At 71.0% G+C, this 21085-nt stretch carries 17 protein-coding genes; 4 read left to right on the top strand and 13 right to left on the bottom strand.

From position 1 onward, the window contains the following. Positions 1 to 87 precede the first annotated feature (87 nt). The 5 genes from NUT86_RS28760 to NUT86_RS28740 form a co-directional block, all read right to left on the bottom strand. Positions 88 to 285 (bottom strand): hypothetical protein, encoded by a 198-nt coding sequence (locus NUT86_RS28760; RefSeq protein ID WP_109892732.1) that lies wholly within the window; start codon positions 283 to 285, stop codon positions 88 to 90. Between the two features lie 206 nt (positions 286 to 491). After that, entirely contained in the window at positions 492 to 3167 is a 2676-nt protein-coding gene (locus NUT86_RS28755) for an ABC transporter substrate-binding protein (protein WP_274738290.1), read from the bottom strand. A 232-nt stretch (positions 3168 to 3399) separates the two neighbouring features. Beyond that, positions 3400 to 4044, bottom strand: coding sequence for a hypothetical protein (locus NUT86_RS28750; RefSeq protein WP_018087243.1), 645 nt, complete (start codon positions 4042 to 4044; stop codon positions 3400 to 3402). A 129-nt stretch (positions 4045 to 4173) separates the two neighbouring features. Beyond that, positions 4174 to 6405, bottom strand: coding sequence for an MMPL family transporter (locus NUT86_RS28745; RefSeq protein WP_274738288.1), 2232 nt, complete (start codon positions 6403 to 6405; stop codon positions 4174 to 4176). A 232-nt stretch (positions 6406 to 6637) separates the two neighbouring features. Then, on the bottom strand, positions 6638 to 8746 hold the full coding sequence (locus tag NUT86_RS28740) for a phosphocholine-specific phospholipase C (protein WP_274738287.1): 2109 nt from the start codon (positions 8744 to 8746) through the stop codon (positions 6638 to 6640). A gap of 180 nt (positions 8747 to 8926) precedes the next feature. On the opposite strand from NUT86_RS28740, the gene NUT86_RS28735 reads away from it, so the two are divergent. Then, positions 8927 to 9955, top strand: coding sequence for a hypothetical protein (locus NUT86_RS28735; RefSeq protein WP_159486025.1), 1029 nt, complete (start codon positions 8927 to 8929; stop codon positions 9953 to 9955). Between the two features lie 24 nt (positions 9956 to 9979). On the opposite strand, the gene NUT86_RS28730 is transcribed toward NUT86_RS28735, so the two are convergent. Next, on the bottom strand, positions 9980 to 10342 hold the full coding sequence (locus NUT86_RS28730) for an ATP-binding protein (protein ID WP_266444796.1): 363 nt from the start codon (positions 10340 to 10342) through the stop codon (positions 9980 to 9982). A 42-nt stretch (positions 10343 to 10384) separates the two neighbouring features. Between NUT86_RS28730 and NUT86_RS28725 the strand changes: the two genes are divergently transcribed. From NUT86_RS28725 to NUT86_RS28715, 3 genes are read left to right on the top strand one after another with little or no spacing between them, the layout of a single operon-like run. Next, complete coding sequence (locus NUT86_RS28725; protein ID WP_266444794.1) at positions 10385 to 10981, top strand: DUF5753 domain-containing protein; 597 nt, start codon at positions 10385 to 10387, stop codon at positions 10979 to 10981. After that, positions 10978 to 11181, top strand: a complete 204-nt coding sequence (locus tag NUT86_RS28720) for a DUF397 domain-containing protein (RefSeq protein WP_274738284.1) — start codon at positions 10978 to 10980, stop codon at positions 11179 to 11181. Before NUT86_RS28725 ends, NUT86_RS28720 begins: the two co-directional genes overlap by 4 nt. Before the next feature lie 17 nt (positions 11182 to 11198). Beyond that, a complete protein-coding gene (locus NUT86_RS28715) occupies positions 11199 to 12203 on the top strand; it encodes an aldo/keto reductase (RefSeq protein ID WP_274738283.1) in 1005 nt (334 codons plus the stop codon). A 79-nt stretch (positions 12204 to 12282) separates the two neighbouring features. Here NUT86_RS28715 and gatB read toward each other — a convergent pair whose 3' ends face one another. The 7 genes from gatB to ligA form a co-directional block, all read right to left on the bottom strand. Then, entirely contained in the window at positions 12283 to 13791 is a 1509-nt protein-coding gene (gene gatB, locus NUT86_RS28710; RefSeq protein WP_018087251.1) for an Asp-tRNA(Asn)/Glu-tRNA(Gln) amidotransferase subunit GatB, read from the bottom strand. Between the two features lie 16 nt (positions 13792 to 13807). Further along, positions 13808 to 14041, bottom strand: a complete 234-nt coding sequence (locus tag NUT86_RS28705; RefSeq protein ID WP_030087700.1) for a hypothetical protein — start codon at positions 14039 to 14041, stop codon at positions 13808 to 13810. A gap of 5 nt (positions 14042 to 14046) precedes the next feature. Continuing rightward, on the bottom strand, positions 14047 to 15540 hold the full coding sequence (gene gatA / locus NUT86_RS28700) for an Asp-tRNA(Asn)/Glu-tRNA(Gln) amidotransferase subunit GatA (protein WP_018087253.1): 1494 nt from the start codon (positions 15538 to 15540) through the stop codon (positions 14047 to 14049). 5 nt (positions 15541 to 15545) lie between these two features. After that, positions 15546 to 15842 (bottom strand): Asp-tRNA(Asn)/Glu-tRNA(Gln) amidotransferase subunit GatC, encoded by a 297-nt coding sequence (gene gatC, locus NUT86_RS28695; protein ID WP_006602950.1) that lies wholly within the window; start codon positions 15840 to 15842, stop codon positions 15546 to 15548. Positions 15843 to 16042: 200 nt separating this feature from the next. Then, positions 16043 to 16390, bottom strand: a complete 348-nt coding sequence (locus NUT86_RS28690) for a hypothetical protein (protein WP_274738277.1) — start codon at positions 16388 to 16390, stop codon at positions 16043 to 16045. Between the two features lie 200 nt (positions 16391 to 16590). Continuing rightward, positions 16591 to 18699: a putative bifunctional diguanylate cyclase/phosphodiesterase gene (locus NUT86_RS28685; protein ID WP_018087255.1), complete on the bottom strand. Its 2109-nt coding sequence runs from the start codon at positions 18697 to 18699 to the stop codon at positions 16591 to 16593. A 156-nt stretch (positions 18700 to 18855) separates the two neighbouring features. After that, positions 18856 to 21072, bottom strand: coding sequence for an NAD-dependent DNA ligase LigA (ligA, locus tag NUT86_RS28680; RefSeq protein ID WP_159486035.1), 2217 nt, complete (start codon positions 21070 to 21072; stop codon positions 18856 to 18858). Positions 21073 to 21085: the final 13 nt, after the last annotated feature.

Genomic DNA, 21085 nt, shown 5'->3' with positions numbered 1-21085 from the left:
CCCGGTGCGGTGAGCACCTGGGGCCGGGCGTGGGGCGGTCGGGCCGGCTGCGGGGCCGGCGTGTGGTGTGGCACGGGGGCCTCGGGGTCAGGCGGTGGCGCGGCGTACCCGCGCCCGCCGGCCCCGTGCACTCACCCGCCCCTCGGGTTCGTTCGCCCCGGACCGGGCGGCGCCGCGGATCCCGGTGCGCCGGGCCTCGGTGGCCTCGCGCACCAGGCGCTGCCGGTCGGCGGCGCGGCGCAGCTCTTCGTAGCGGACCCGCATCTCCAGTTCGGAGTGGTACATGGTGTCTCCCCTGACGGCGGTGAGGTGCTTCCCCGACGGTGTGCCGAGTGGTTCCAGCCTCGTCGCCAAGGAGGGTCCGCCACATCGGGAGACTTCCCGATCTTCGTGCCCGTACGGTCCTTAGGAACTGGTGGCGGCATCCGGACGGATGCCTAGGGACGGTGTCCGGGGGCCGTAGGGACCCCGGAAAACGGATGCGGTGAGGGTCAGTCGCGGCAGGGCGAATCCTGCTGCTTCGGTGCCGTCAGGCTGTACGCCCCGCAGGCGACCACCGCTTCGGGCTCGCCGGCCGACTGCCGGAGGATCACCAGGGTCTTCCGCTTCGGGGGCCCGCTGCTGAACTCGGAGAAGCTGACCACCCCGGTGGCACCGTCGAAGGTGATGTTGTTTCTCAGGGCGGTCAGAACGGATTCCCGCCGCACGGTGCTGCCCGCATTGTCCACAGCCCTGGACAGGACGTGGAAGGCGTCGTAGGAAACCGCGGAGTGCCCGTCCTGCCTCCAGGGGTCCTGCGGATACTGCCGGTTGTACTGGCGCACGAAGTCCTTGGTCTTCGCGCTGGCGCGGCTGTCCTCCTCGGGGAGGCGGTGCGCGGAGTGGTACAGCCGCAGCCAGTCCTTGTCGGCATACTGGCCGGTGAGCGCCACATTCGTCAGCTCATTGCCGCCGAGCACGGTGAGATCGTTCTCGATGCAGGTCCCGTTGGTGTCCATGGCCCTGACGAAGGCCGTGAAGTCCTTCGCCCGTGCGGTCCAGTAGACGGCGGTGTCCGGTTCGGCCTTCAGGGCCTGGCACACCTGGCCGACGAGCTGGTCGGCCGTGGTCGCCTTCTGCGTACCCGCTTGCGTGGCGAAGGGCTGTGAGTCCTGGCGGAAGCTGATGACCGTCTCACCCCCCTTGAAGGCCTGCTGGAACCTGTCGGCGAGGCTCTCGCTGTAGAGGTCGTCGGGGGTCCGTACGATCACCGCGTGCCCGGCGGGAACGCATTCCACCGGCGCGTGCGGGTCCGTCTGCCCCGGCTTCGCCACGAGGGGGGAATGGGCGGCGAAGGCGGCCTCAACGCCTGCTTCCGTGCTGTTGGCCGGCGTGAAGGGCCAGTAGGAACCGCTTTGTTGCATCTCGTCCGCCGTCGCGGTGGTGCCGACCATCGGCATGCCGATGCCGCCCAGTTCCTTCACGGCCTCCTGGGTCTCCTTCGTGCTCTGCGCGAAGCCCAGGACGCCGACGATCTGCTCGTACGCCTTTCGGGAGTTCTCCTGCCCGACTTCCCTGATGAGGTCACGCACGGCGCGGACGGCTTCGCGGAAGCCCGCACCGGCCTTCCGCACTTCCACCCGCAGCGGTACCCGGGAGGCGTCCGAAGCGGCGTCCTCTATCAGCCGCTGCTGCCACATGGCGACCCCGCGCAGTTCGGGGATGGCCCCGTCGAAGATGGTGTCCTCGGCACTTGTCGGAGGGGTCGATTCGAAGAGCACGACAGTGCGCACCGCGCGGGCGTCGGCGTACTTCTCGGCCTCCTCGTTCTGCTTTTTGATCCGGTTCAGCACATCCTGGTACCACTCCTTCGGCCTGACCTCGACGCGCTCGGTCTGACTGCCGGCCGCGGCCGGCCGGTCCCCGCCCACGCACCGGGTGTCCGGCGGCGTTTCCCAGAAACCGGGCGCGAAGGCGCCGCCGACCAGGAGCGTGGCCAGCGCGGTCAGTTCGACGACGGTCACGGCGCGCCAGCCCATCGTGAACTTCCGCGGCTGTACCGGGGGAATCTGCAGTCCGGGGCGCTCGAAGGGCTCGTCCTCCAGGGGCACCAGGACCGGCCGCGGGTTGCTGGAGTGGAGCAGGCTGCTCGCCCGGCGGAGGTTGGTGCGCTCCACGCCCAGATCGGCCTGCAGGGAGCCGGAGGGATGGCCGACCGCGATGACGAGCGGACCGGGCCCGTCCAGCCCGGCCTGCAGGGTGTGTAACGCGCGCAGGAACCGCTCCGCCGCGTCGGCTCCCGGGGCGCCCTCCGGCGGAATCTCCACCAGCAGTACGGGGCGGGCCACCCTGCGGCGGCGCTTGGGCAGCAGCCGTCCGACGGCGGGTTTGCGCAGGTCCTCCAGCAGGGCGCGCAGCAGCAGGAGTTCGAGGGCGGCGAGGCCCTCCTTGTGGCGCGGATGGCTGGGCTCCAGACTCAGCCGGGGCGACTGGCGGGCCCCTACCTGGTCGAGGAGTTCGAACACCGGCGCCCCGCCGGCGGTCGCGTTGAGGTGTTTGCCGAGCCAGCCGCTGCGCTTGGACCTGACGAGGCGGCGGTTCTGCCGCCGGGCCCAGATCCACCGGGGCAGGGTCCGGGTGAGGGAGTGCCATACGAGCCCGACGAAGAAGCCGTACACCCCGCCGATGGGCGCGGTGTCCGTGCCGCCCATGTGCCACAACAGGCCGGGGAGGCCGCCCCGTTCGGCCCGCTGGCGGTAGACGTGGTCGCGTAACTTCCGCGCCCCCAGGCCGCCGCCGCCCGGACGGCTTTCCTGTATCTGGGCGATGACATCCGCCATCAGCCAGAAGTTGGGGAAGCGGTCAGGGGTCGAGCGCCGCGGGATGTCGAATCCGAGGCCCGTGCCCGCCTGGACGGTGAGCAGGGGCACGTCGCCCTCGGCGTACAGCACCGTGTGCGGAACGCGCTTGTATTCGGGTCCGAGTGCCCAGCGCAGCGCTTCGAGGACCCGGTGGGTGTGGGACTCCGGGGCGTCCGCCGACGTACTGAGGAGGAGCAGCGGCGGCTTGTTCTCCAGGAGGTCGCGCCGGGCGGGGTTCACGGCGGTGCGGTACTCGCGGATGAAATAGTCCGCTCCGGAATCATCCGGAAAGGAGGAGGGTTCGACGGAGTTGTTCGCGGATCTCACCTCATCGGCCGACTAGCGGCCTTCCGGCCAACTAATGATCTACACAGGGTAGTTACCCATGTTAGTTCGGTGACTGTGAGGGCTCAATCAACTTGCGGCTTCCGGTGTGACACGGGGTGGTAACTGTCGCTTCGGCCACCGGAGCGGAGGCAGCGGGGCCGCCGCGCCCCCGCCGAACGGCAAAGACCCACCGGACGGACCGGTGGGTCTTGGGCGGGCGTCGGCTTCCGTGTTACGGAGCAGCAGGTCCGCCGGCCGGCATCTTGGGGACGGTGGGCATGCCGCCGAAGAGGTCGAGGTACATGCCCGCGGAGATCAGGATGCCCAGCGCGCCCAGCGCCAGTCCGCCCCAGGCCACGGCCCGCACCCAGGTGGCGCGCGAGCGGGTGAGCACCACGGCGCCGGCGATCACGGCGAGGAGCGCGAAGAAGCCGTTGACCATGGCGTTGGTGTGCCAGGAGGCGCCGTAGACGGCGGAGATCTGCTCGGCGGCCTGGGCCTTGCCCGACTGGAGCTTGATCTGCCCCAGCAGGTTGGCCCGCTCGGCCATCGTCGTACCGAGCCAGGTGCCGGTCACGGACGCGAGGCCGAGCCCCGCGGCGACGACGGCACCGGCGCCGGCGGCGATCCCGTTGGAGGTCGCTGCGGGGGTGGTGTCCGGGCCGGGCTCGTCGGTGCCGTCGCCCGCGTCGAGGTCACTGGCCTCGTCCTGCGCGGCGAGGGCGGCGTTGTCATCGGTCTGCTCGTCGGCCTTGGCGGCGGCCTTCCCGGCCGCCTCGGCCTCGGTGGCCTCCGGGATCGCGGCCGTCTCCGTGGCGGTCTGCGCCGGCACGGTCTTCTCGTCGTCGGTCTTCTTCTCGGTCGTCCTGGTACCCATGGGCGCGACCGTAGGCGCCGCGTCTGAGAGTCGGATGAGAACGGCGGCGGTGAGCGGGCGACAGTCGGCGACACGCCGGTCGTGGACATCGCGCACCGGCGGCCCGGGACCGGGGTCCAGGTACCGGCCCTAGGCCCTCACCAGCGGCTTTTCCCCGTCCTGGGGGCCGGGCAGCCGTACCGCGCCCGGCTCCGGCGGCGGCTCGATGCTGATCCGGGGCAGCCACCGGTCGAGCCAGGACGGCAGCCACCAGTTGGCGCCGCCCAGCAGATGCATCAGGGCGGGCACCAGCAGTGTGCGGAGTACGAAGGCGTCCAGGGCGACGGCGGCGGCCAGGCCGATGCCGAACATCGCGATGATCCGGTCGCCGCTGAGGACGAAGGCCCCGAACACCGCGATCATGATGACCGCCGCAGAGTTGATCACGCGGCTGGTCTCGGCGAGGCCGACCCGTACCGCCCGGCGGTTGTTGTGCGTCAGCTGCCACTCCTCGTACATCCGGGAGACCAGGAAGACCTGGTAGTCCATGGACAGGCCGAAGAGCACCGACACCATGATGACCGGCAGGAACGGTTCGATCGGGCCGGCGCTGCCCAGCCCCAGCAGTTCGCTGCCCCAGCCCCACTGGAAGACCGCGACCACGATCCCGAAGGACGACGCCACGGCCGCGACATTCATCAGCGCGGCCTTGAGCGGGATGCCGATGCTGCGGAAGGCGAGCAGCAGCAGGACCGAGCCCAGGGCGATCACCACGCCGATGAAGAGCGGCAGTTTGCCGACGATGAGGGAGGCGAAGTCGTCATAGCTTGCGGTGATCCCGCCGACCTGTACCCGCAGCGTGGCCGCGCCCCCGGCCTTGGGCAGCACCTCCGTCCGCAGGCGTTCCACCAGGTCGGAGGTCTGCCGGGACTGCGGTGAGCTGGTGGGTACGACGGTGATCACGCCGGTGCTGTGCCCGCCGTCGAACGCGGGACGGCTGACCCGGGCGACGCCGGGGGTGTCCCGCAGCCGGTCCGGCAGGGCGTCGAACGCGATCCGGTCCTTGGCGCCGTCCAGGGTGCCGACGAGCGTCAGCGGCCCGTTGGAGCCGGGGCCGAAGCCGCTCCCGTGACCGTCGCCCGCGAGCAGGTCGTACGCCTTGCGGGTGGTCGACGTGGCCGGGTTGTTGCCCTGGTCGGAGGTGCCCAGATGCAGACCGAAGGCCGGCAGCGCCAGGGCGAGCATGACGGCCGCCGCGACGGTGCCCAGCAGTTTGGGATGCCGCTCGACGAAGCCGGACCAGCGGGCGGCGATACCGGTGGTCCGCTCGGGCCGCGGCCCCTGCTCGGCCAGCCGGCGGCGCTCGCGACGGCTCAGCGCCCGCATCCCGATCAGCCCGAGGAGCGCCGGCAGCAGGGTGACGGCGGCGGCCACGGTCAGGACGACGGTGAGCGAGGCGGCGAGGGCGACTCCGTTGAGGAAGCTCAGCCGCAGGATCAGCATGCCCAGCAGGGCGATACAGACCGTGGCACCGGCGAAGACGACCGCGCGCCCGGACACCGCGACGGCCCGGGTGGCCGCCTCGTCGACCGGCAGGCCCTCCCGGAGGCCCTTGCGGTGCCGGGTGACGATGAACAGCGCGTAGTCGATGCCGACGCCGAGCCCGATCAGCATGCCGAGCATGGGGGCGAAGTCGGCGACGGTCATGGCGTGGCTGAGCAGGGTGATACCGGCCGAGGCGGTGCCGACGGCGGCGAGCGCGGTGATGATCGGCAGGAAGGTCGCGGCGAGCGAGCCGAAGGCGAGGAAGAGCACCACGGCCGCGGCGCACAGCCCGATGATTTCCGGGAGCTGGGCCCGGGGCGCCTCGGTCAGCGCGATGCCGGCGCCGCCCAGCTCGACCTGGAGGCCCGGGCGGGACGCGGTCTGCGCGGTGTCGACGACCTTCTGGACCTGGTCGACGTCCAGGTCGTCGGTGCGCCGATCGAAGAGCACGGAGGCGTAGGCGGTGTGCCCGTCCTTGCTGATCTGCCGTGCGCCGGCGCCGTCGGCGTGCCTGCCGTAGGGGCTCTCCACCTCGGAGACACCGGGCAGGGCGGCGATCTTCTCCAGGGTGTGCCGCATGGTCTTCTTCACGGCGGCGGAGCGCACCGTTCCGGAGTCCGTGTGCCACACGAGGGTGTCGCTGTCCCCGGAGCGCTCCGGGAAGGCCTTCGCCATACGGGCGCTCGCCTGCCCGGATTCGGTCCCGGGTACCTCGTAGTTGTTCGAGTACGCGGCCCCCGTCACCCCGGCGGCCACGGCGACCCCCGCGAAGGCGGCGAGCCAGAGCACGATCACCACGATGCGGCGCCTGAGACACCACCGAGCCAGAGCGGTCACGGACCTCGTCTGCTTCCCGGGTTGTGCGTCGATATCTCCCGGGGACGGGCGGTGCCGAGCGCGGATGTACGGGGACGGGGCGGGCCGTCGCCCGCCCGAAAGCGGAAGCGCCCGGTCCGCCTCTCCGGAGCAGAATCGCAGCCGGAAGAGATCCTTTGACCTCTTTGTGGACTTCCCCACAAAAGAGGTCAGAAAAGGACCTCGTCCCCTTCCCCGCCCCGTACACCGCGTCTCAGCCGGTGACCGACTCCTTGCCGTTCTCGACATGCCCCATCAGCCGGCGGCGGAAGGACGGGTCCTCGGCGACCGTGAGAGCGAGGTCGTACCAGCCGTGCGCGGCCGCGGCGGGATGCGCGACGGTGCGGCTGCCGCCGGCCTTCACCTTCACCGTGCGCGGCGCGGCGTCCGTATAGGCCAGCGGGGCGAGGGTGAAGGTCAGCTCGGTACGGCTGTGGTTGAGGACGGTCAGATGGAGCTCCTGCCGCCCGGCGTCGATCCGCGTGCTGATCGTGACGGCCGCGGCCGCGCCCCTACCGGTACCGGCGAATTCCCGCCGGAAGCCGTTCGGCCCCGTCACCGCGAAGCGGTACCTGCCCTCCTTCACCGGCACCTCCCACTCCCCCTTCCCCCGCACATCCCGGTGCTGCGGCGCGTCGAATTCCTTCGCGTACGGATAGAGCGCCAGATGCGCGGAGGCCTTGCCGGCGTTGCGGACGGCCATCCGGAAGACCGCGGCGCCCGGGTCGAGGCCGCCGTCGGCGTCCGGCTGGTAGGGCAGCGCCCTGGCCGGGCGGCTGCCGCGCTCCTGCCGCGGCAGCGTCTGCCGGGCCGGGGGCCGCGGCGCCCAGCGCCCGCTGAACGCCGGGACCGGGCCGGGCTGCCGGACCGACGGCTGCCGGCGCCCGCGGGAGAAGTCGAAGGCGGCGGTCAGATCGCCGCAGACGGTACGCCGCCAGGCGCTGATGTTGGGCTCCTCGATCCCCGTCCAGCGCTCCAGGAACCGGGTGATCGAGGTGTGGTCGAAGACCTGGGAGCAGGCGTAGCCGCCGACCGTCCACGGCGAGATGACGATCATCGGCACCCGGATGCCCAGACCCGTCGGCCGGCCGTCCCAGAATTCCCCGTCGGTCCCGGCGGGCGGCACCGGCGGCGGCACATGGTCGAAGAACCCGTCGTTCTCGTCGTAGGTCAGGAAGAGCGCGGTGTGCCGCCAGACGTCCGGGTTCCTGCCGAGCGCGTCCAGCACCTTGTAGACGATGGTGGCGCTCTCGACCGGGGAGGACGAGCCGGGGTGCTCGGAGTCCGCCGCGGACGGCACGAGGTAGGACACCTCGGGCAGCGTGCCGCGCGCCACGTCCGCGGCGAACGCGCTCGCCGTGGTGTCCGGCTCGCCCCGCCGCAGCGCCCGCTCGAACAGGCTCCGCTCCGCGCGGCTCAGCCCCTTGACGCCGTCCTCCAGCAGCCCCTGCAGCCGCGTGCGCCCGGCCTCGTCGGCGCCCGCCACCTTCCCGTAGAAGGCGGTCATGTTCTGCACCCCGTCCACCTTTGCCAGGGCCTTCTTCGCGACCGCCTTGAAGGGGGCGTAGAACTCCAGGTTGTTGTCGGTGAAGTTGTCCCACTCCTGGTAGACCCGCCAGCTGCGGCCGGCCTGCTCCAGCCGCTCGGCGTAGGTGGTCCAGGTGTAGCCGGGGTGGGTGTCCTCCTCGTAGGCGTCGTTGCCCACCGCCCGCTTCCCGTTGGGCTCGTAGCCCGTCCAGCCGCTCACCAGGTGGTTGCGGTTGGGGCTGGTGGAGGAGTGGATCGAGGAGTGGTAGGCGTCGCAGACGGTGAAGGTGTCCGCGAGCTCGTAGTGCAGCGGGACGTCCTGCCGGTCGTAGTGGGCCATGGTGGCGGCCGTCTTGGCGGTGACCCAGCCGTTCATCCAGCCGCCGTTCCACGCCACGGCCCCGCCGAACCAGCTGTGGTCCAGCGCGCCGATGTACTGCAGGTCCTTCTTCTGCACGGCGGCCGCCTCACGCACCGGGAAGGGCAGCACGGTCCCGAGGCCCAGCAGCCCCGGCTGCTCGTAGACGCTCCGGCCGCCGGGCAGCTCGATCGCGTTGCGGTCGGCGTAGCCGCGTACTCCCCGCAGCACCCCGAAGTAGTGGTCGAAGGAGCGGTTCTCCTGCATCAGCACGACGACGTGCTTGACGTCCTCGATTCCGCCCCCGCCACGCACCGGCCGCGCCGCGTCGTCCGCCAGCGCCCGCTGCAGCGACGGCGGCAGCAGCGACCCGGCCATCGCCGCGCCCGCCGCCGCGCCCACTCCCAGTACCCGTCTACGCGATACCTCAGGTGCCACGCCCGACCTCCCAGTCGACGGTCCATCAGTCAGCCAATGGTCTGCACTCAATCCATTGCGATGGGGCGACGGGGACGCTAGCGGACTCCCGTGACCGGCGATAGGCAGCGGGGTGACAACTCCGGGAACTGTCCACAGGCGGTTGCGGCGTCAAAGGACCACAACCTAGGTTCAGTTGGCATGGGGGAAGTCGAACATCCGGCGAACACGGGAGGCCGCGCACCGCGCCTCAAGCAGCTGTGGGCAGCGGTCGCCCTGGCCACGGCCGCGCTGCTCCTCGCCGTCTGGGTCACGGTGAACGACAAGTGGCCCTGGAGCGGCGCCCTGCCCGACCGGGCGTGCTGGAGCTCCCTGGACCGCTCGCTGCTGACCAAGGCGGCCCCGTCCGGCGACGCCCCCTGGGAGGTCACGGAGACGAAGGACCGGTGGGGCGACCCGGATTGCACGGTGCAGCGGGGCGATTGGCGGCTCGACGCCACCGTCATGAAGACCCCGCTCAAGGCGCACCTGTGGTGGGGCCTCGGCACCGTCCCGCTCCGCCACGGCCTGCCCGGGATGATCAAGCCGAACCGCAACCGGGTCGACGGCTGGCTCCGCCTCCCCCAGTGCCACAACAAGCTGGCGCACATCAACGTCCCCAGCGCCGGGGCGGACCGGCACACCGCCTCGGACTTCGCCGCCAGGAGCCTGCTCGCCGTCGGCAACGCCCAGATAGCCCGGTGCGGCGGCAAGCCCTTCCCCGTCCCCCGGAGCTTCACCTGGCCCGCGCCGAAGCCCGTGCGCCTCTCGCGCGGCGAGACGCCCTGCGGCGTGGCGGACGCCAGGACCGTACGGAAGTGGGCCGACGGGAAGGTGTACCGGTTCGGCGGCTTCAGCGACGACCCGGTCAGCAGGTGCTCCGCCCTGGAGGAGGGCGACGACGCGCTCGACCTGGGACTGTTCTCGGCGCTCGTGCTGCGCGACCGGGCGACCCTGGACGCCTTCTCGCCGACCGGCGTCCGGGCCCGGGTACAGGTCTCGTCCGCCCGGCCCTCGAAGCTGACGGACAAGGACCTCCGCTTCGACCGCGACGCGGCCACGGCACTGGAGTGCGCCAAGGGCCCGGGCAGCCGCTATGTGCACGTCATAGCCACGGGTTCGGACGCACAGTACGCGGCGATCAAACGCGCCGTCCTGACCAAGGTCGCCGACACCATGGGCTGCCGCTGACCCGCGCCGGCCGCCCCCGCCCGGTCACCGCGGACCGCCCCCGAACTCCGGCCACCACTCACACCACACGACCTTTCCCGGATCGCGCTCCCCCACCCCCCACTTGTCCGCGAGCGCGGAGACCAGCAACAGGCCCCGCCCGCACTCCTCTTCCGCCGCGCCCCGTACCGGAACCCGCGGCTCGCCGCCCCCGCTGTCGTGCACCTCCGCACGCAGCAGCCCGTCCTCGTACAGCGACAGACACAGCCGGTACTCACGACCGGGCGGCACACCGTGCAGCAGGGCATTGGTCGCCAGTTCGCTGACGCAGAGCAGAACGTCGTCCGCCCGGCCCTCCAGGTCCCAGTCGGCGAGCGCATGACGGGCGAACTCCCTTGCCAGCGGCACGGATCGGCGCTCCCGCCGGTAGCGCACCCGTTGGCGGTCGCGGTGGCGAAGGTCCCGGAGCGGGAGAAGCTGCCGGCGTTCGTGCAGGACCTGGTGGAGCATGAGGAGGAGGCGCTGACGCTGCTGTCGTATCAGAACCAGGTGGTGCCGGGGCTTTTGCAGACCGAGTCGTACGTACGAGCAACCTTCGACTCCCTCTACCCACCACTGGACGAGGAACAGGCCGAGGAATGGGTTTCAGGACGCATCAGCCGACAGAAGCTGCTGGAGCGTAAGACGCCCCGCCCCATGCTCAACTTCATCCTGGAAGAGGCGGTCCTCCATCGACCGATCGGCAGTCAGGAACTCCTGCGCGCACAGCTCCGCCATCTCCGCTCCTGCGCCGAACTCCCTTTCTTAGGGCTTCAGATCATGCCGACGGCCCGATGCACCCATGCCGCCCTGGACGGCCCGCTGGTCCTGCTGGAGAAACCCGATCATGAGTATCTCGCCTACATCGAAGCGCAACGGATCAGCTTCCTGGTCGACGATCCAGATCAGGTCAGCGTGTATCAACAGGTATATGGGATGCTGCGGTCGCAGGCCCTCACCCCTGAGGAGACGAAGAGCCTGCTGGACGACTTGCTAGGAGAGTCATGACCAGCACAGCAGCCCAGCACTTCTCTCGCGGTCTTAACTGGTTCAAGTCCAGCTACAGCGGCAGCGCAGGCGGCGACTGCGTAGAAGTGGCCACCTGCCCCCACGCCATACACATCCGCGACTCCAAGAACCCCGGCGGCCCGATACTCACCCTGAGTGCCGCCGCCTGGTCCGCGTTTCTGACCGACATCGCCAACTGACGGGCGCAGAGGTGACGATGAAGGTCCGCCAGCTGGGCGCCCACGGCCCGGCCGTCTCCCCGCTCGGCCTCGGCTGTATGGGGATGTCCACCTCGTACGGCGTCCCGGACGACGCCGAGTCGCTCCGTACGCTCGACCGCGCCGTCGAGCTCGGCGTCACGCTGCTCGACACCGCGGACGCCTACGGGCGCGGCGCCAACGAGGAGTTCCTCGGCCGCTGGCTGCGCAGCCGTACCGCCGCGCAGCGGGACGAGCTGGTGCTGGCCACCAAGTTCGGGCTGCGGCACGACGCCACCACGGGGCGGGTCAACGAGGTCGACACCTCCGCCGCCTGGGTGCGCGAGGCCTGCCACGCCTCGCTGCGCCGCCTCGGTACGGACCACATCGACCTCTACTACATGCACCGCCGTGATCCGGCCGTCCCCATCGAGGAGACGGTCGGTGCGATGGCGGGGCTCGTCGCCGACGGTGCCGTACGCCACCTCGGCCTCAGCGAGATCAGCCCGCAGACGCTGCGGCGGGCGCATGCCGTCCACCCCATCAGCGCCGTGCAGTTGGAGTACTCCCTCTTCACCCGCGAGGTCGTGGAGGGCGAGATGCTGGCGACCTGCCGGGAACTCGGCATCGGCATCGTGGCGTACTCACCGCTCGGGCGCGGGATGCTGACCGGCGCGCTCGCCGCACGCGACGATCTCACCGCCGAGGACGCCCGCCGCCGGTGGCCGCGGTTCGCCGAGGAGAACATCGACCGCAACCTCGGCCTCGTCCAGGCCGTGCGGACCACCGCCGAGTCCTTCGGCTGCACCCCTGCGCAGGCCGTCCTCGCCTGGCTGCTCGCCCAGGGCGAGGACATCGTCCCGATCCCCGGCACCAAGCGCCGCGCCTACCTGGACGAGAACGCGGCGGCGGCCGGGATCACCCTGACCCCCGAGCAGACGGACCAACTCCGCGCGGCCGTACCCGCCGACGCCGTCGCCGGCGAACGCTATCCACTCGCCGCACTGGAACGGCTGGGCCACTGAGCGGGCCCCGGAACGACGAAGCGGCCGCCCCTCCGTAGAGGGACGGCCGCTCGGCCTCACGCACAAGAAGCAGCGCGCGTCAGCCCTCGACGCCCAGCTTCTCCAGGATCAGCTCACGGACACGGGCCGCGTCCGCCTGGCCCCGCGTGGCCTTCATGACCGCGCCGACCAGGGCGCCGGCCGCGGCCACCTTGCCGCCGCGGATCTTGTCGGCGATGGCGGCGTTGGCGGCGATCGCCTCGTCGACGGCGGTGCCCAGGGCGCCCTCGTCGGAGACGACCTTGAGACCGCGCTTCTCGACGACGGTGTCCGGGTCGCCCTCGCCGGCCAGCACGCCCTCGATGGTCTGGCGGGCCAGCTTGTCGTTGAGCGAGCCGTCGGCGACCAGCGCGGTGACCCGGGCGACCTGCTCGGGGGTGATCGGCAGGGCGGCCAGCTCGACGCCGTCCTCGTTGGCGCGGCGGGCCAGCTCGCCCATCCACCACTTACGGGCCGAGGCGGAGTCCGCACCGGCGTCGACGGTGGCGGTGATCAGGTCGACCGCGCCCGCGTTGAGGATCGACTGCATGTCGTGCTCGGAGATGCCCCACTCCTCGCGCAGCCGGTTGCGGCGCACCCGCGGCAGCTCGGGGAGCGCCGCGCGCAGTTCCTCGACCCACTCACGGGAGGGGGCCACCGGCACCAGGTCCGGCTCGGGGAAGTAGCGGTAGTCCTCGGCGTTGTCCTTGATGCGGCCGGCCGTCGTGGAGCCGTCCTCCTCGTGGAAGTGCCGGGTCTCCTGGACGATCGTGCCGCCGGAGGAGAGCACCGCGGCGTGCCGCTGGATCTCGAACCGGGCCGCACGCTCCACGGAGCGCAGGGAGTTGACGTTCTTGGTCTCCGAACGCGTACCGAACTTCTCGGTGCCGTTGGGGCGCAGCGAGAGGTTCACGTCGCAGCGCATCTGGCCCTGCTCCATGCGGGCCTCGGAGACGCCCAGCGCCTTGATGAGCTCGCGCAGCTCGGCGACGTACGCCTTGGCGACCTCGGGGGCCCGCTCGCCCGCGCCCTCGATGGGCTTGGTGACGATCTCGATGAGAGGGATACCGGCGCGGTTGTAGTCCAGGAGCGAGTGCCGGGCTCCGTGGATACGGCCGGTGGCGCCACCGATGTGGGTGGACTTGCCGGTGTCCTCCTCCATGTGGGCGCGCTCGATGTGCACCCGGAAGATCTCCCCGTCCTCCAGCTGTACGTCGAGGTAGCCGTCGAAGGCGATCGGCTCGTCGTACTGGGAGGTCTGGAAGTTCTTCGGCATGTCCGGATAGAAGTAGTTCTTCCGGGCGAAGCGGCACCACTCGGCGATGGAGCAGTTCAGCGCCAGGCCGATCTTGATCGCGGACTCGACGCCGATCGCGTTGACGACGGGCAGCGAGCCGGGCAGGCCCAGGCAGGTGGGGCAGGTCTGCGCATTGGCATCCGCGCCCAGGGTGGTGGAACACCCGCAGAACATCTTGGTCTTGGTGCCGAGCTCGACATGGACCTCAAGGCCCATGACGGGGTCGTACGTCGCGAGGGCGTCCTCGTACGACACCAGGTCAGTGACAGTCACGGTGAAACTTTCCCTCTCAGCCCAGCAGGACGTCGTCGTCGCCCAGGCGCTTCAGTTCGCGGTAGAGGATCGCCAGGCCGGTGACGATCGCCGCGGCCGAGACGGCGGCGTCGATCAGTCGGAGCGTGTCGTTCTCCTGACGGGCCAGCTTGGCCTGCTTCGCGACGCTGAGGGCGCCGAACGCGGTGCTGCCGATCGACAGATACAGGCCGCCCTTGGACTTCTTGAAGTTCTTGGCCTTCTTGGTCATGGCGCTCACAGTGCAGGTGCCTCCTCAAGCAGCGGGTGGCCCCACTTGGCGGTGAACGCGGCCTCGACCGCGGCACCGACCTTGTAGAGCCGGTCGTCGGCCATGGCAGGAGCGATGATCTGCAGGCCCACCGGCATCCCGTCCTCGGGGGCCAGGCCGCAGGGCAGCGACATCGCCGCGTTGCCTGCCAGGTTGGTGGGGATCGTGCACAGGTCGGCGAGGTACATCGCCATCGGGTCGTCGGCGCGTTCGCCGATCGGGAAGGCGGTGGTCGGCGTGGTCGGCGAAACGATCACGTCGACCTGTTCGAAGGCCTTCTCGAAGTCGCGGGTGATCAGCGTCCGCACCTTCTGGGCGGAGCCGTAGTACGCGTCGTAGTAGCCGGAGCTGAGCGCGTACGTACCGAGCATGATCCGGCGCTTGACCTCGGGGCCGAAGCCGGCCTCACGGGTCAGGGCCGTGACGTCCTCGGCGGACTTGCTGCCGTCGTCGCCGACCCGCAGGCCGTAGCGCATGGCGTCGAAGCGGGCCAGGTTGGAGGAGCACTCCGAGGGCGCGATGAGGTAGTACGCGGACAGCGCGAGGTCGAAGGACGGGCAGTCCAGCTCGACGATCTCGGCGCCCAGCTCCTTCATCAGCGCGACCGACTCGTCGAAGCGCTGGATGACACCGGCCTGGTAGCCCTCGCCGCGGAACTGCTTGACGACGCCGACGCGCATGCCCTCGACGCTGCCGTTGCGGGCCGCCTCGACGACCGCCGGGACCGGCGCGTCGATGGAGGTGGAGTCCAGCGGGTCGTGGCCGGCGATGACCTCGTGGAGCAGCGCCGCGTCCAGGACCGTACGGGCGCAGGGCCCGCCCTGGTCCAGGGAGCTGGAGAAGGCCACCATGCCGTAGCGGGAGACGCCGCCGTAGGTGGGCTTGACGCCGACCGTGCCGGTGACGGACGCGGGCTGGCGGATGGAACCGCCGGTGTCCGTGCCGATGGCGAGCGGGGCCTCGTAGGAGGCGAGGGCGGCGCTGGAGCCGCCGCCGGAGCCGCCGGGGATCTTGGTCAGGTCCCAGGGGTTACCGGTCGGCCCGTAGGCGCTGTTCTCCGTCGACGAGCCCATGGCGAACTCGTCCATGTTGGTCTTGCCGAGGATGACGACGTCGGCGGCCTTGAGCTTCTTGGTCAGCGTCGCGTCGTACGGCGGCAGCCAGCCTTCGAGGATCTTCGAGCCGACGGTGGTGGGAATGCCCTCCGTCGTGAAGATGTCCTTGAGCGCGAGCGGGACACCGGCCAGCGGGCCGAGCTTCTCGCCGCGGGCCTTCTTCTCGTCCACGGCGCGGGCCTGGGCGAGCGCGCCCTCTCGGTCGACGTGCAGGAAGGCGTGCACCTTCTCGTCGACGGCCTCGATGCGGGCCAGGTGGGCCTCGGTCACCTCGACGGCGGTGAGCTCGCCGGAGGCGATCTTCGCCGCGATCTCGGCGGCGGTGAGCTTGATCAGGTCTGCCATGTCGGTCACTCCTCCCCCAGGATCTGCGGCACCTTGAAACGCTGCTGCTCCTGGGCCGGGGCGCCGGAGAGCGCCTGCTCGGGGGTCAGCGACGGACGGACCTCGTCCGGCCGCATGACGTTGGTCAGGGGCAGCGGGTGGGAGGTCGGCGGTACGTCTTGATCGGCGACCTCGGAGACGCGGGCGACCGCGCCGATGATGTCGTCGAGCTGTCCGGCGAAGTGGTCGAGCTCTTCGGCCTTCAGCTCCAGACGTGCCAGCCGGGCGAGGTGAGCGACCTCCTCGCGCGTGATGCCAGGCATGCAGCGATCCTCTGGTGTTCTTGGCGGAGTGTTCCGGGCGGAATGTCCAGGCGGAGTCTTCTCGGCGAATGCTCCTGTGAACTTTTCCGGCCCAATCCTATGGCGTACGGAAGAGCTGCCGCGAAACCGTTTCGCCGGGGGCGGCCGCGGGCGCCGCGCACGGACCGTTTTCAAGATCCCCCGACGCACACCGCGGCCTGCTAGGGAGCCTCCGGCGGGGACGGCTCATCGGCGTCTTCCGGCCCGTCGTCCGGCGCCTCGTTCGGCACGTCGTCCGGTGCCTCGCCCGGCTCCTCGTCCGTCGCCTTGGGCTCGTCCGGCTCGTGGGACGGGGCGGGCCTGGCGGGGTTGTCGGGCGAGGCGGGGTCGCCGGGCCGGGTGGGCTCGGTGGGATCGTCGGGCGAGGCGGGCTCGGTGGGCCGGGTGGGCCGGGTGGGCCGGGTGGGCTCGATGGGATCGCGGGGCGGGGCGGGCTCGTCGGATGCGTCGGACTCGACATGCGCAGCGGGCTCGTCGGATACGCCGGGCCCGTCGGGCGGGGCGGGCACCGCGGGCGGGCCGTTCGTGCCGGGCTCGACATGCGGGGCGGGCTCGATGGGCGCGTCGGACGTATCGGACTCGGACTGCCCGGAATCGGACCCGGACTGCCCGGACGGCGGTCCGTGCTCTTCCTCGTCGGGCCGGTCCTCGGCCGTGGGCGGCTGCGCGGGTTCTTCGGAGCGGGGACACGGGACGGCCGGTGGCCGGGTCAGTTCAAGACCTGTCCCGAAGGGCGCTCGGCGGCCTTCTCCGCCGCAAGGGCGGCCGTCTCCGATTCGCGCTGCCAGCCGCGTTCTCCGCGGGCTCTGAGCCAGGCCGTGGTTTCGTCCGGTGGCATCGCCGCGGCCACCAGCCAGCCCTGTACGGCGTCGCAGCCGAGGTCGCGCAGCCGCTCCCAGGTCTCGTCGTCCTCCACGCCCTCCGCGACGACCAGGAGGCCGAGGGAGTGGGCGAGGTCGAGGGTGCAGCGGACGATCTCCGCGTCCTCGGTGTCGACGGCCAGCCGGGCCACGAACGAGCGGTCGATCTTGAGCTCGCTGACCGGGAGGCGCCTCAGGTGGACGAGGGAGGAGTAGCCGGTGCCGAAGTCGTCGAGGGACATCTTGACGCCGTGCGCGGTGAGCCCGGCGAGGGTGTCCGCGGCCCGCTGCGGGTCCTCCAGGAGGACATGCTCGGTTATCTCCAGTTGGAGGGCGCCCGGTGGAACCCGGTGCCGGGCGAGCCGCGCGGCGACCGCTCCGGCGAAGCCCGGGGAGTGCACGTCCCGCGGGGAGACATTGACGGCGACCGGCACCTCCAGGCCCATCGCGCGCCAGCGCGCCACCTGGGCGAGCGCGGTCTCCAGGACGTACTCCGTCAGCCGGGGCATCAGTCCGGAGGACTCGGCGATGGCGATGAACTCGTCCGGTGGCACCCGGCCGCGGTCCGGGTGCACCCAGCGGACCAGTGCCTCCAGTCCGGCGACATGCCCGTCGAAGCCGACCTTGGGCTGGTAGTGCAGCTCGACGTCGCCGGCGTCCAGGGCGCGGCGCAGATCGCCCAACAGGCCGAGCCGGTCGGGGGTGTTGCCGTCCCGCTTGGCCTCGTAGAGCTCGACACCGCTGCGGTCGCGCTTGGCCTGATACATCGCCACATCGGCGCGGCGCAGCAGCCCCTCGGCGTCGAGGGCGTGGTCGGGGAAGACGGCGACCCCCGCGCTGGCTTCGAGCACGAGGGTCAGTCCGTCGAGGTCCAGCGGGGAGCCGAGGGCGGCGACGAGGTTGCGGGCCGCCCGCTGGGAGCTGGTGAGGGAGTCGGTGGTGGGCAGCAGGACGGCGAACTCGTCGCCGCCGAGCCGGGCCGCCTCGGCGCCGCGCGGGAGGGCGTGCCGCAGGCGGTCGGCGATCTGCAGCAGCAGGCGGTCGCCGGCGAGGTGGCCGAGGGTGTCGTTGACGGAGCGGAAGCGGTCCAGGTCGATGAGGACCAGCGCCGAGCGGGCGCCGACGCGCTCGGCGTCGTCCAGGGCGGTCCAGGTGCGCTCCAGCAGCCACTGGCGGTTGGGCAGGCCCGTGAGCGGGTCGCGCAGCTGCTCCTCGGCGCGGGCGCGGGCTATCCAGAGGGTGGAGTCCAGCGCGATGAGCGGGACCGCGAACAGCGGCAGCAGCAGGGGGGCGTGGATGGCGCAGACGGCGATCAGCGGGGAGATGCCGAGCAGCGCGATACCGACGAGTGCCTGACGGACCACGGCCGTTCGGGGGATGGCGGGCAGCTGGCCGGTGCGGGGGGTGAGGCTGACCCAGAGCAGACCGCGGCTGACGAAGAGGTAGCCGGCGGCGGTGACGACGACTTCGGGGAGGACGGCGAGGTTCCAGGACGGCGGGGCCCAGGGGTGGCGGACGCTGGAGACCACGCCGAACGCGGCGAGGCCGAGCGCCGCGGTGCCGAGGCCGAGGATGTCCACGGCACCGTGCACCACGGCCTGTCGCCAGCGGTGGCGCCGGGCGGCACCGACCAGGACGACCACGGAGAGGCTGACGAGGACGGCGGGCATCCAGCCGTACAGCAGCAGGACGGCGAGCGCGAGGGCGGCGCCGGAGCCCGTGCCGCCCCACCAGCGGTCCCGGCCGAGGGCGACCAGGTGGCCGACGATGATGCCGGTGAGGATCGCCAGCGACCAGCCCACGGAGCCGCCGGGGAACAGTGCCTCACCCTCCCCGAGAGTCACGATGACGCCCGTGGCGAGCGCGAGGCCCGCCACGGTGACGATGGTCGCGGGCAGCGCGGGCACGACGAGCCGCCGGAGCCGCGACGCCGGAGCGGCGCTGTCGGTCGGTTTCATTCCGATCCCTCTCACAGCCGGCTGTGCCCGCGCCACGGCAGGCGCACTCCTCAACAGTAGGCCGCGGAAGGCCGCGACGGGCAGCGATCGACGACGGTTGCCCGAATGCGACCCGGCGTCGCGGATCAATCTGGTATGCGCCGATGAGGTGACACCTCACTCCTCCTCAGGTGGAGTGACAGCTACCGCTCGCGCTGCGTCAGGACCCTGCTCCAGCAGCACCGCGAAGCCATCATCGTCCAACACGGGGACCTTCAACTGCATGGCCTTGTCGTACTTCGAACCAGGGTTGTCGCCCACCACTACGAATCCGGTCTTCTTCGAAACGGAACCGGTCACCTTCGCTCCGAGGTTCTGGAGGGCCTCTTTCGCGCCATCTCTGGTGTGTGACTGAAGTGTGCCCGTTACGACGACGGTGACGCCTTCCAGCGGCCGCGGGCCCTCTTCACCCGTTTGCTCCTCCTCCATTCGGACGCCCGCGGCCCGCCAGCTCTCGATGATCTGCTGGTGCCACTCCTCGGCGAACCACTGCTTCAGCGAGGCGGCGATCGTGGCCCCGACACCGTCGACGGCAGCCAGCTCCGTCTCGTCCGCCTCCCGGATGCGGTCGATCGAGCGGAACTCCCGCGCCAGCGCCTCGGCCGCCACCGGGCCCACATGCCGGATCGACAGACCGGTGATGATCCGGGCCAGCGGGCGCTGCTTGGCCGCCTGGATGTTCTCCAGCATGGCCAGGGCGTTCTTCTTCGGCTCGCCCTTCTGGTTGGCGAAGAAGGTGACGACCTTCTCCTCGCCGGTCTTCGGGTCCCGCTTGGGCAGACCGGAATCGGGGTCGAGGACATAGGACTTGATGGGCAGCAGCTGTTCGATGGAAAGGCCGAAAAGATCGCCCTCGTCCTTCAGCGGCGGCTCCGCGGGCTCCAGCGGCTGGCTGAGTGCCGTCGCCGCGACATAGCCGAAGTTCTCGATGTCCAGACATTTGCGGCCGGCCAGGTAGAACAGCCGCTCACGGATCTGGGCGGGGCAGGCGCGGGCATTGGGGCACCGCAGGTCGATATCGCCTTCCTTGGCGGGCTGCAGCGCCGTCCCGCACTCGGGGCACTCGGCCGGCATCACGAACTCCCGCTCGCCGCCGTCCCGCAGATCGACGACCGGTCCCAGGATCTCCGGGATGACATCGCCGGCCTTGCGGATCACGACGGTGTCCCCGATCAGCACCCCCTTGGCCTTGACCACGTCCTGGTTGTGCAGGGTGGCGAACTCCACCTCGGACCCGGCCACCGTCACGGGCTCGACCACGGCATACGGCGTGACCCGTCCCGTACGGCCGACGCCGACGCGGATGTCGACCAGCTTGGTGTTGACCTCCTCCGGCGGGTACTTCCAGGCGATCGCCCAGCGCGGCGCCCGCGAGGTCGAGCCCAGCCGCCCCTGGAGCCGGATCTCGTCCAGCTTGACGACCACGCCGTCGATCTCGTGCTCGACGGCCGTACGGCGGGTCTCGGCGTCGCCGTAATGGTCGATGAACTCCCGTACGGACTCCAGGGAGTCGACGACCCTGTTGTGCGTGGCCGTCGGCAGGCCCCACTCCTTGAGCAGGTCGTAGGCCTCCGACAGCCGGTCGATCTCCAGGCCGTCGCGGGCACCGATGCCATGGACGACCATGTGCAGCGGGCGGCTGGCGGTGATCTTGGGGTCCTTCTGGCGCAGCGAACCGGCCGCGGCGTTACGGGGGTTGGCGAACGGCGGTTTGCCGTCGGCCACCAGCCGCTCGTTGAGCGCGAGGAACTTCTCCATCGGGAAGAAGACCTCCCCGCGCACCTCGACCAGATCCGGGATCGTGTCGCCCTTCAGGCGGTGCGGGATCTCGGCGATCGTACGGACGTTGGGGGTGATGTCCTCGCCCGTACGGCCGTCGCCGCGGGTGGCGGCGCGGGTCAGCCGGCCCTGCTCGTAGGTGAGGTTGACGGCGAGACCGTCGACCTTCAGCTCGCACAGGAAGTGATACCCCGCGCTCTTGGGATCGCCGCCCAGCTCACCGGCGATCCGCTCGGCCCAGCCCGCCAACTCCTCGTTGTCGAAGGCGTTGTCGAGCGAGAGCATCCGTTCGCGGTGCTCGACCTCGGTGAACTCCGTGGCGTAGGCCCCGGCGACCTTCTGGGTCGGGGAATCGGGGGTGCGCAGCTCGGGGTGCTCGTTCTCCAGGGCCTCCAGGGAGCGCAGCAGCTTGTCGAACTCCGCGTCGCTGACGACCGGGGCGTCCTTCACGTAATACCGGAAGCGGTGCTCCTCGATCTGCTCAGCGAGCTGCGCGTGCTCCTCCCGCGCCGCGGCGGGCACCTTGGATTCCGCTGCGTGCTGTTCGCCAGCCACCGTCTTGTCCTCC

This window comes from Streptomyces sp. G7(2002), assembly GCF_028870195.1.
Taxonomy (GTDB): Bacteria; Actinomycetota; Actinomycetes; order Streptomycetales; family Streptomycetaceae; genus Streptomyces; species Streptomyces nigrescens.
This window is presented reverse-complemented; position numbering and strand designations above follow the sequence as displayed.

Bases quoted from the DNA above. Each gene is read 5' to 3' on its own strand.
- NUT86_RS28760 (WP_109892732.1), bottom strand. From the start codon at position 285: ATGTACCACTCCGAACTGGAGATGCGGGTCCGCTACGAAGAGCTGCGC.
- NUT86_RS28750 (WP_018087243.1), bottom strand. From the start codon at position 4,044: ATGGGTACCAGGACGACCGAGAAGAAGACCGACGACGAGAAGACCGTG.
- NUT86_RS28735 (WP_159486025.1), top strand. From the start codon at position 8,927: ATGGGGGAAGTCGAACATCCGGCGAACACGGGAGGCCGCGCACCGCGC.
- NUT86_RS28720 (WP_274738284.1), top strand. From the start codon at position 10,978: ATGACCAGCACAGCAGCCCAGCACTTCTCTCGCGGTCTTAACTGGTTC.
- NUT86_RS28715 (WP_274738283.1), top strand. From the start codon at position 11,199: ATGAAGGTCCGCCAGCTGGGCGCCCACGGCCCGGCCGTCTCCCCGCTC.
- NUT86_RS28705 (WP_030087700.1), bottom strand. From the start codon at position 14,041: ATGACCAAGAAGGCCAAGAACTTCAAGAAGTCCAAGGGCGGCCTGTAT.
- gatA (WP_018087253.1), bottom strand. From the start codon at position 15,540: ATGGCAGACCTGATCAAGCTCACCGCCGCCGAGATCGCGGCGAAGATC.
- gatC (WP_006602950.1), bottom strand. From the start codon at position 15,842: ATGCCTGGCATCACGCGCGAGGAGGTCGCTCACCTCGCCCGGCTGGCA.
- NUT86_RS28685 (WP_018087255.1), bottom strand. From the start codon at position 18,699: ATGAAACCGACCGACAGCGCCGCTCCGGCGTCGCGGCTCCGGCGGCTC.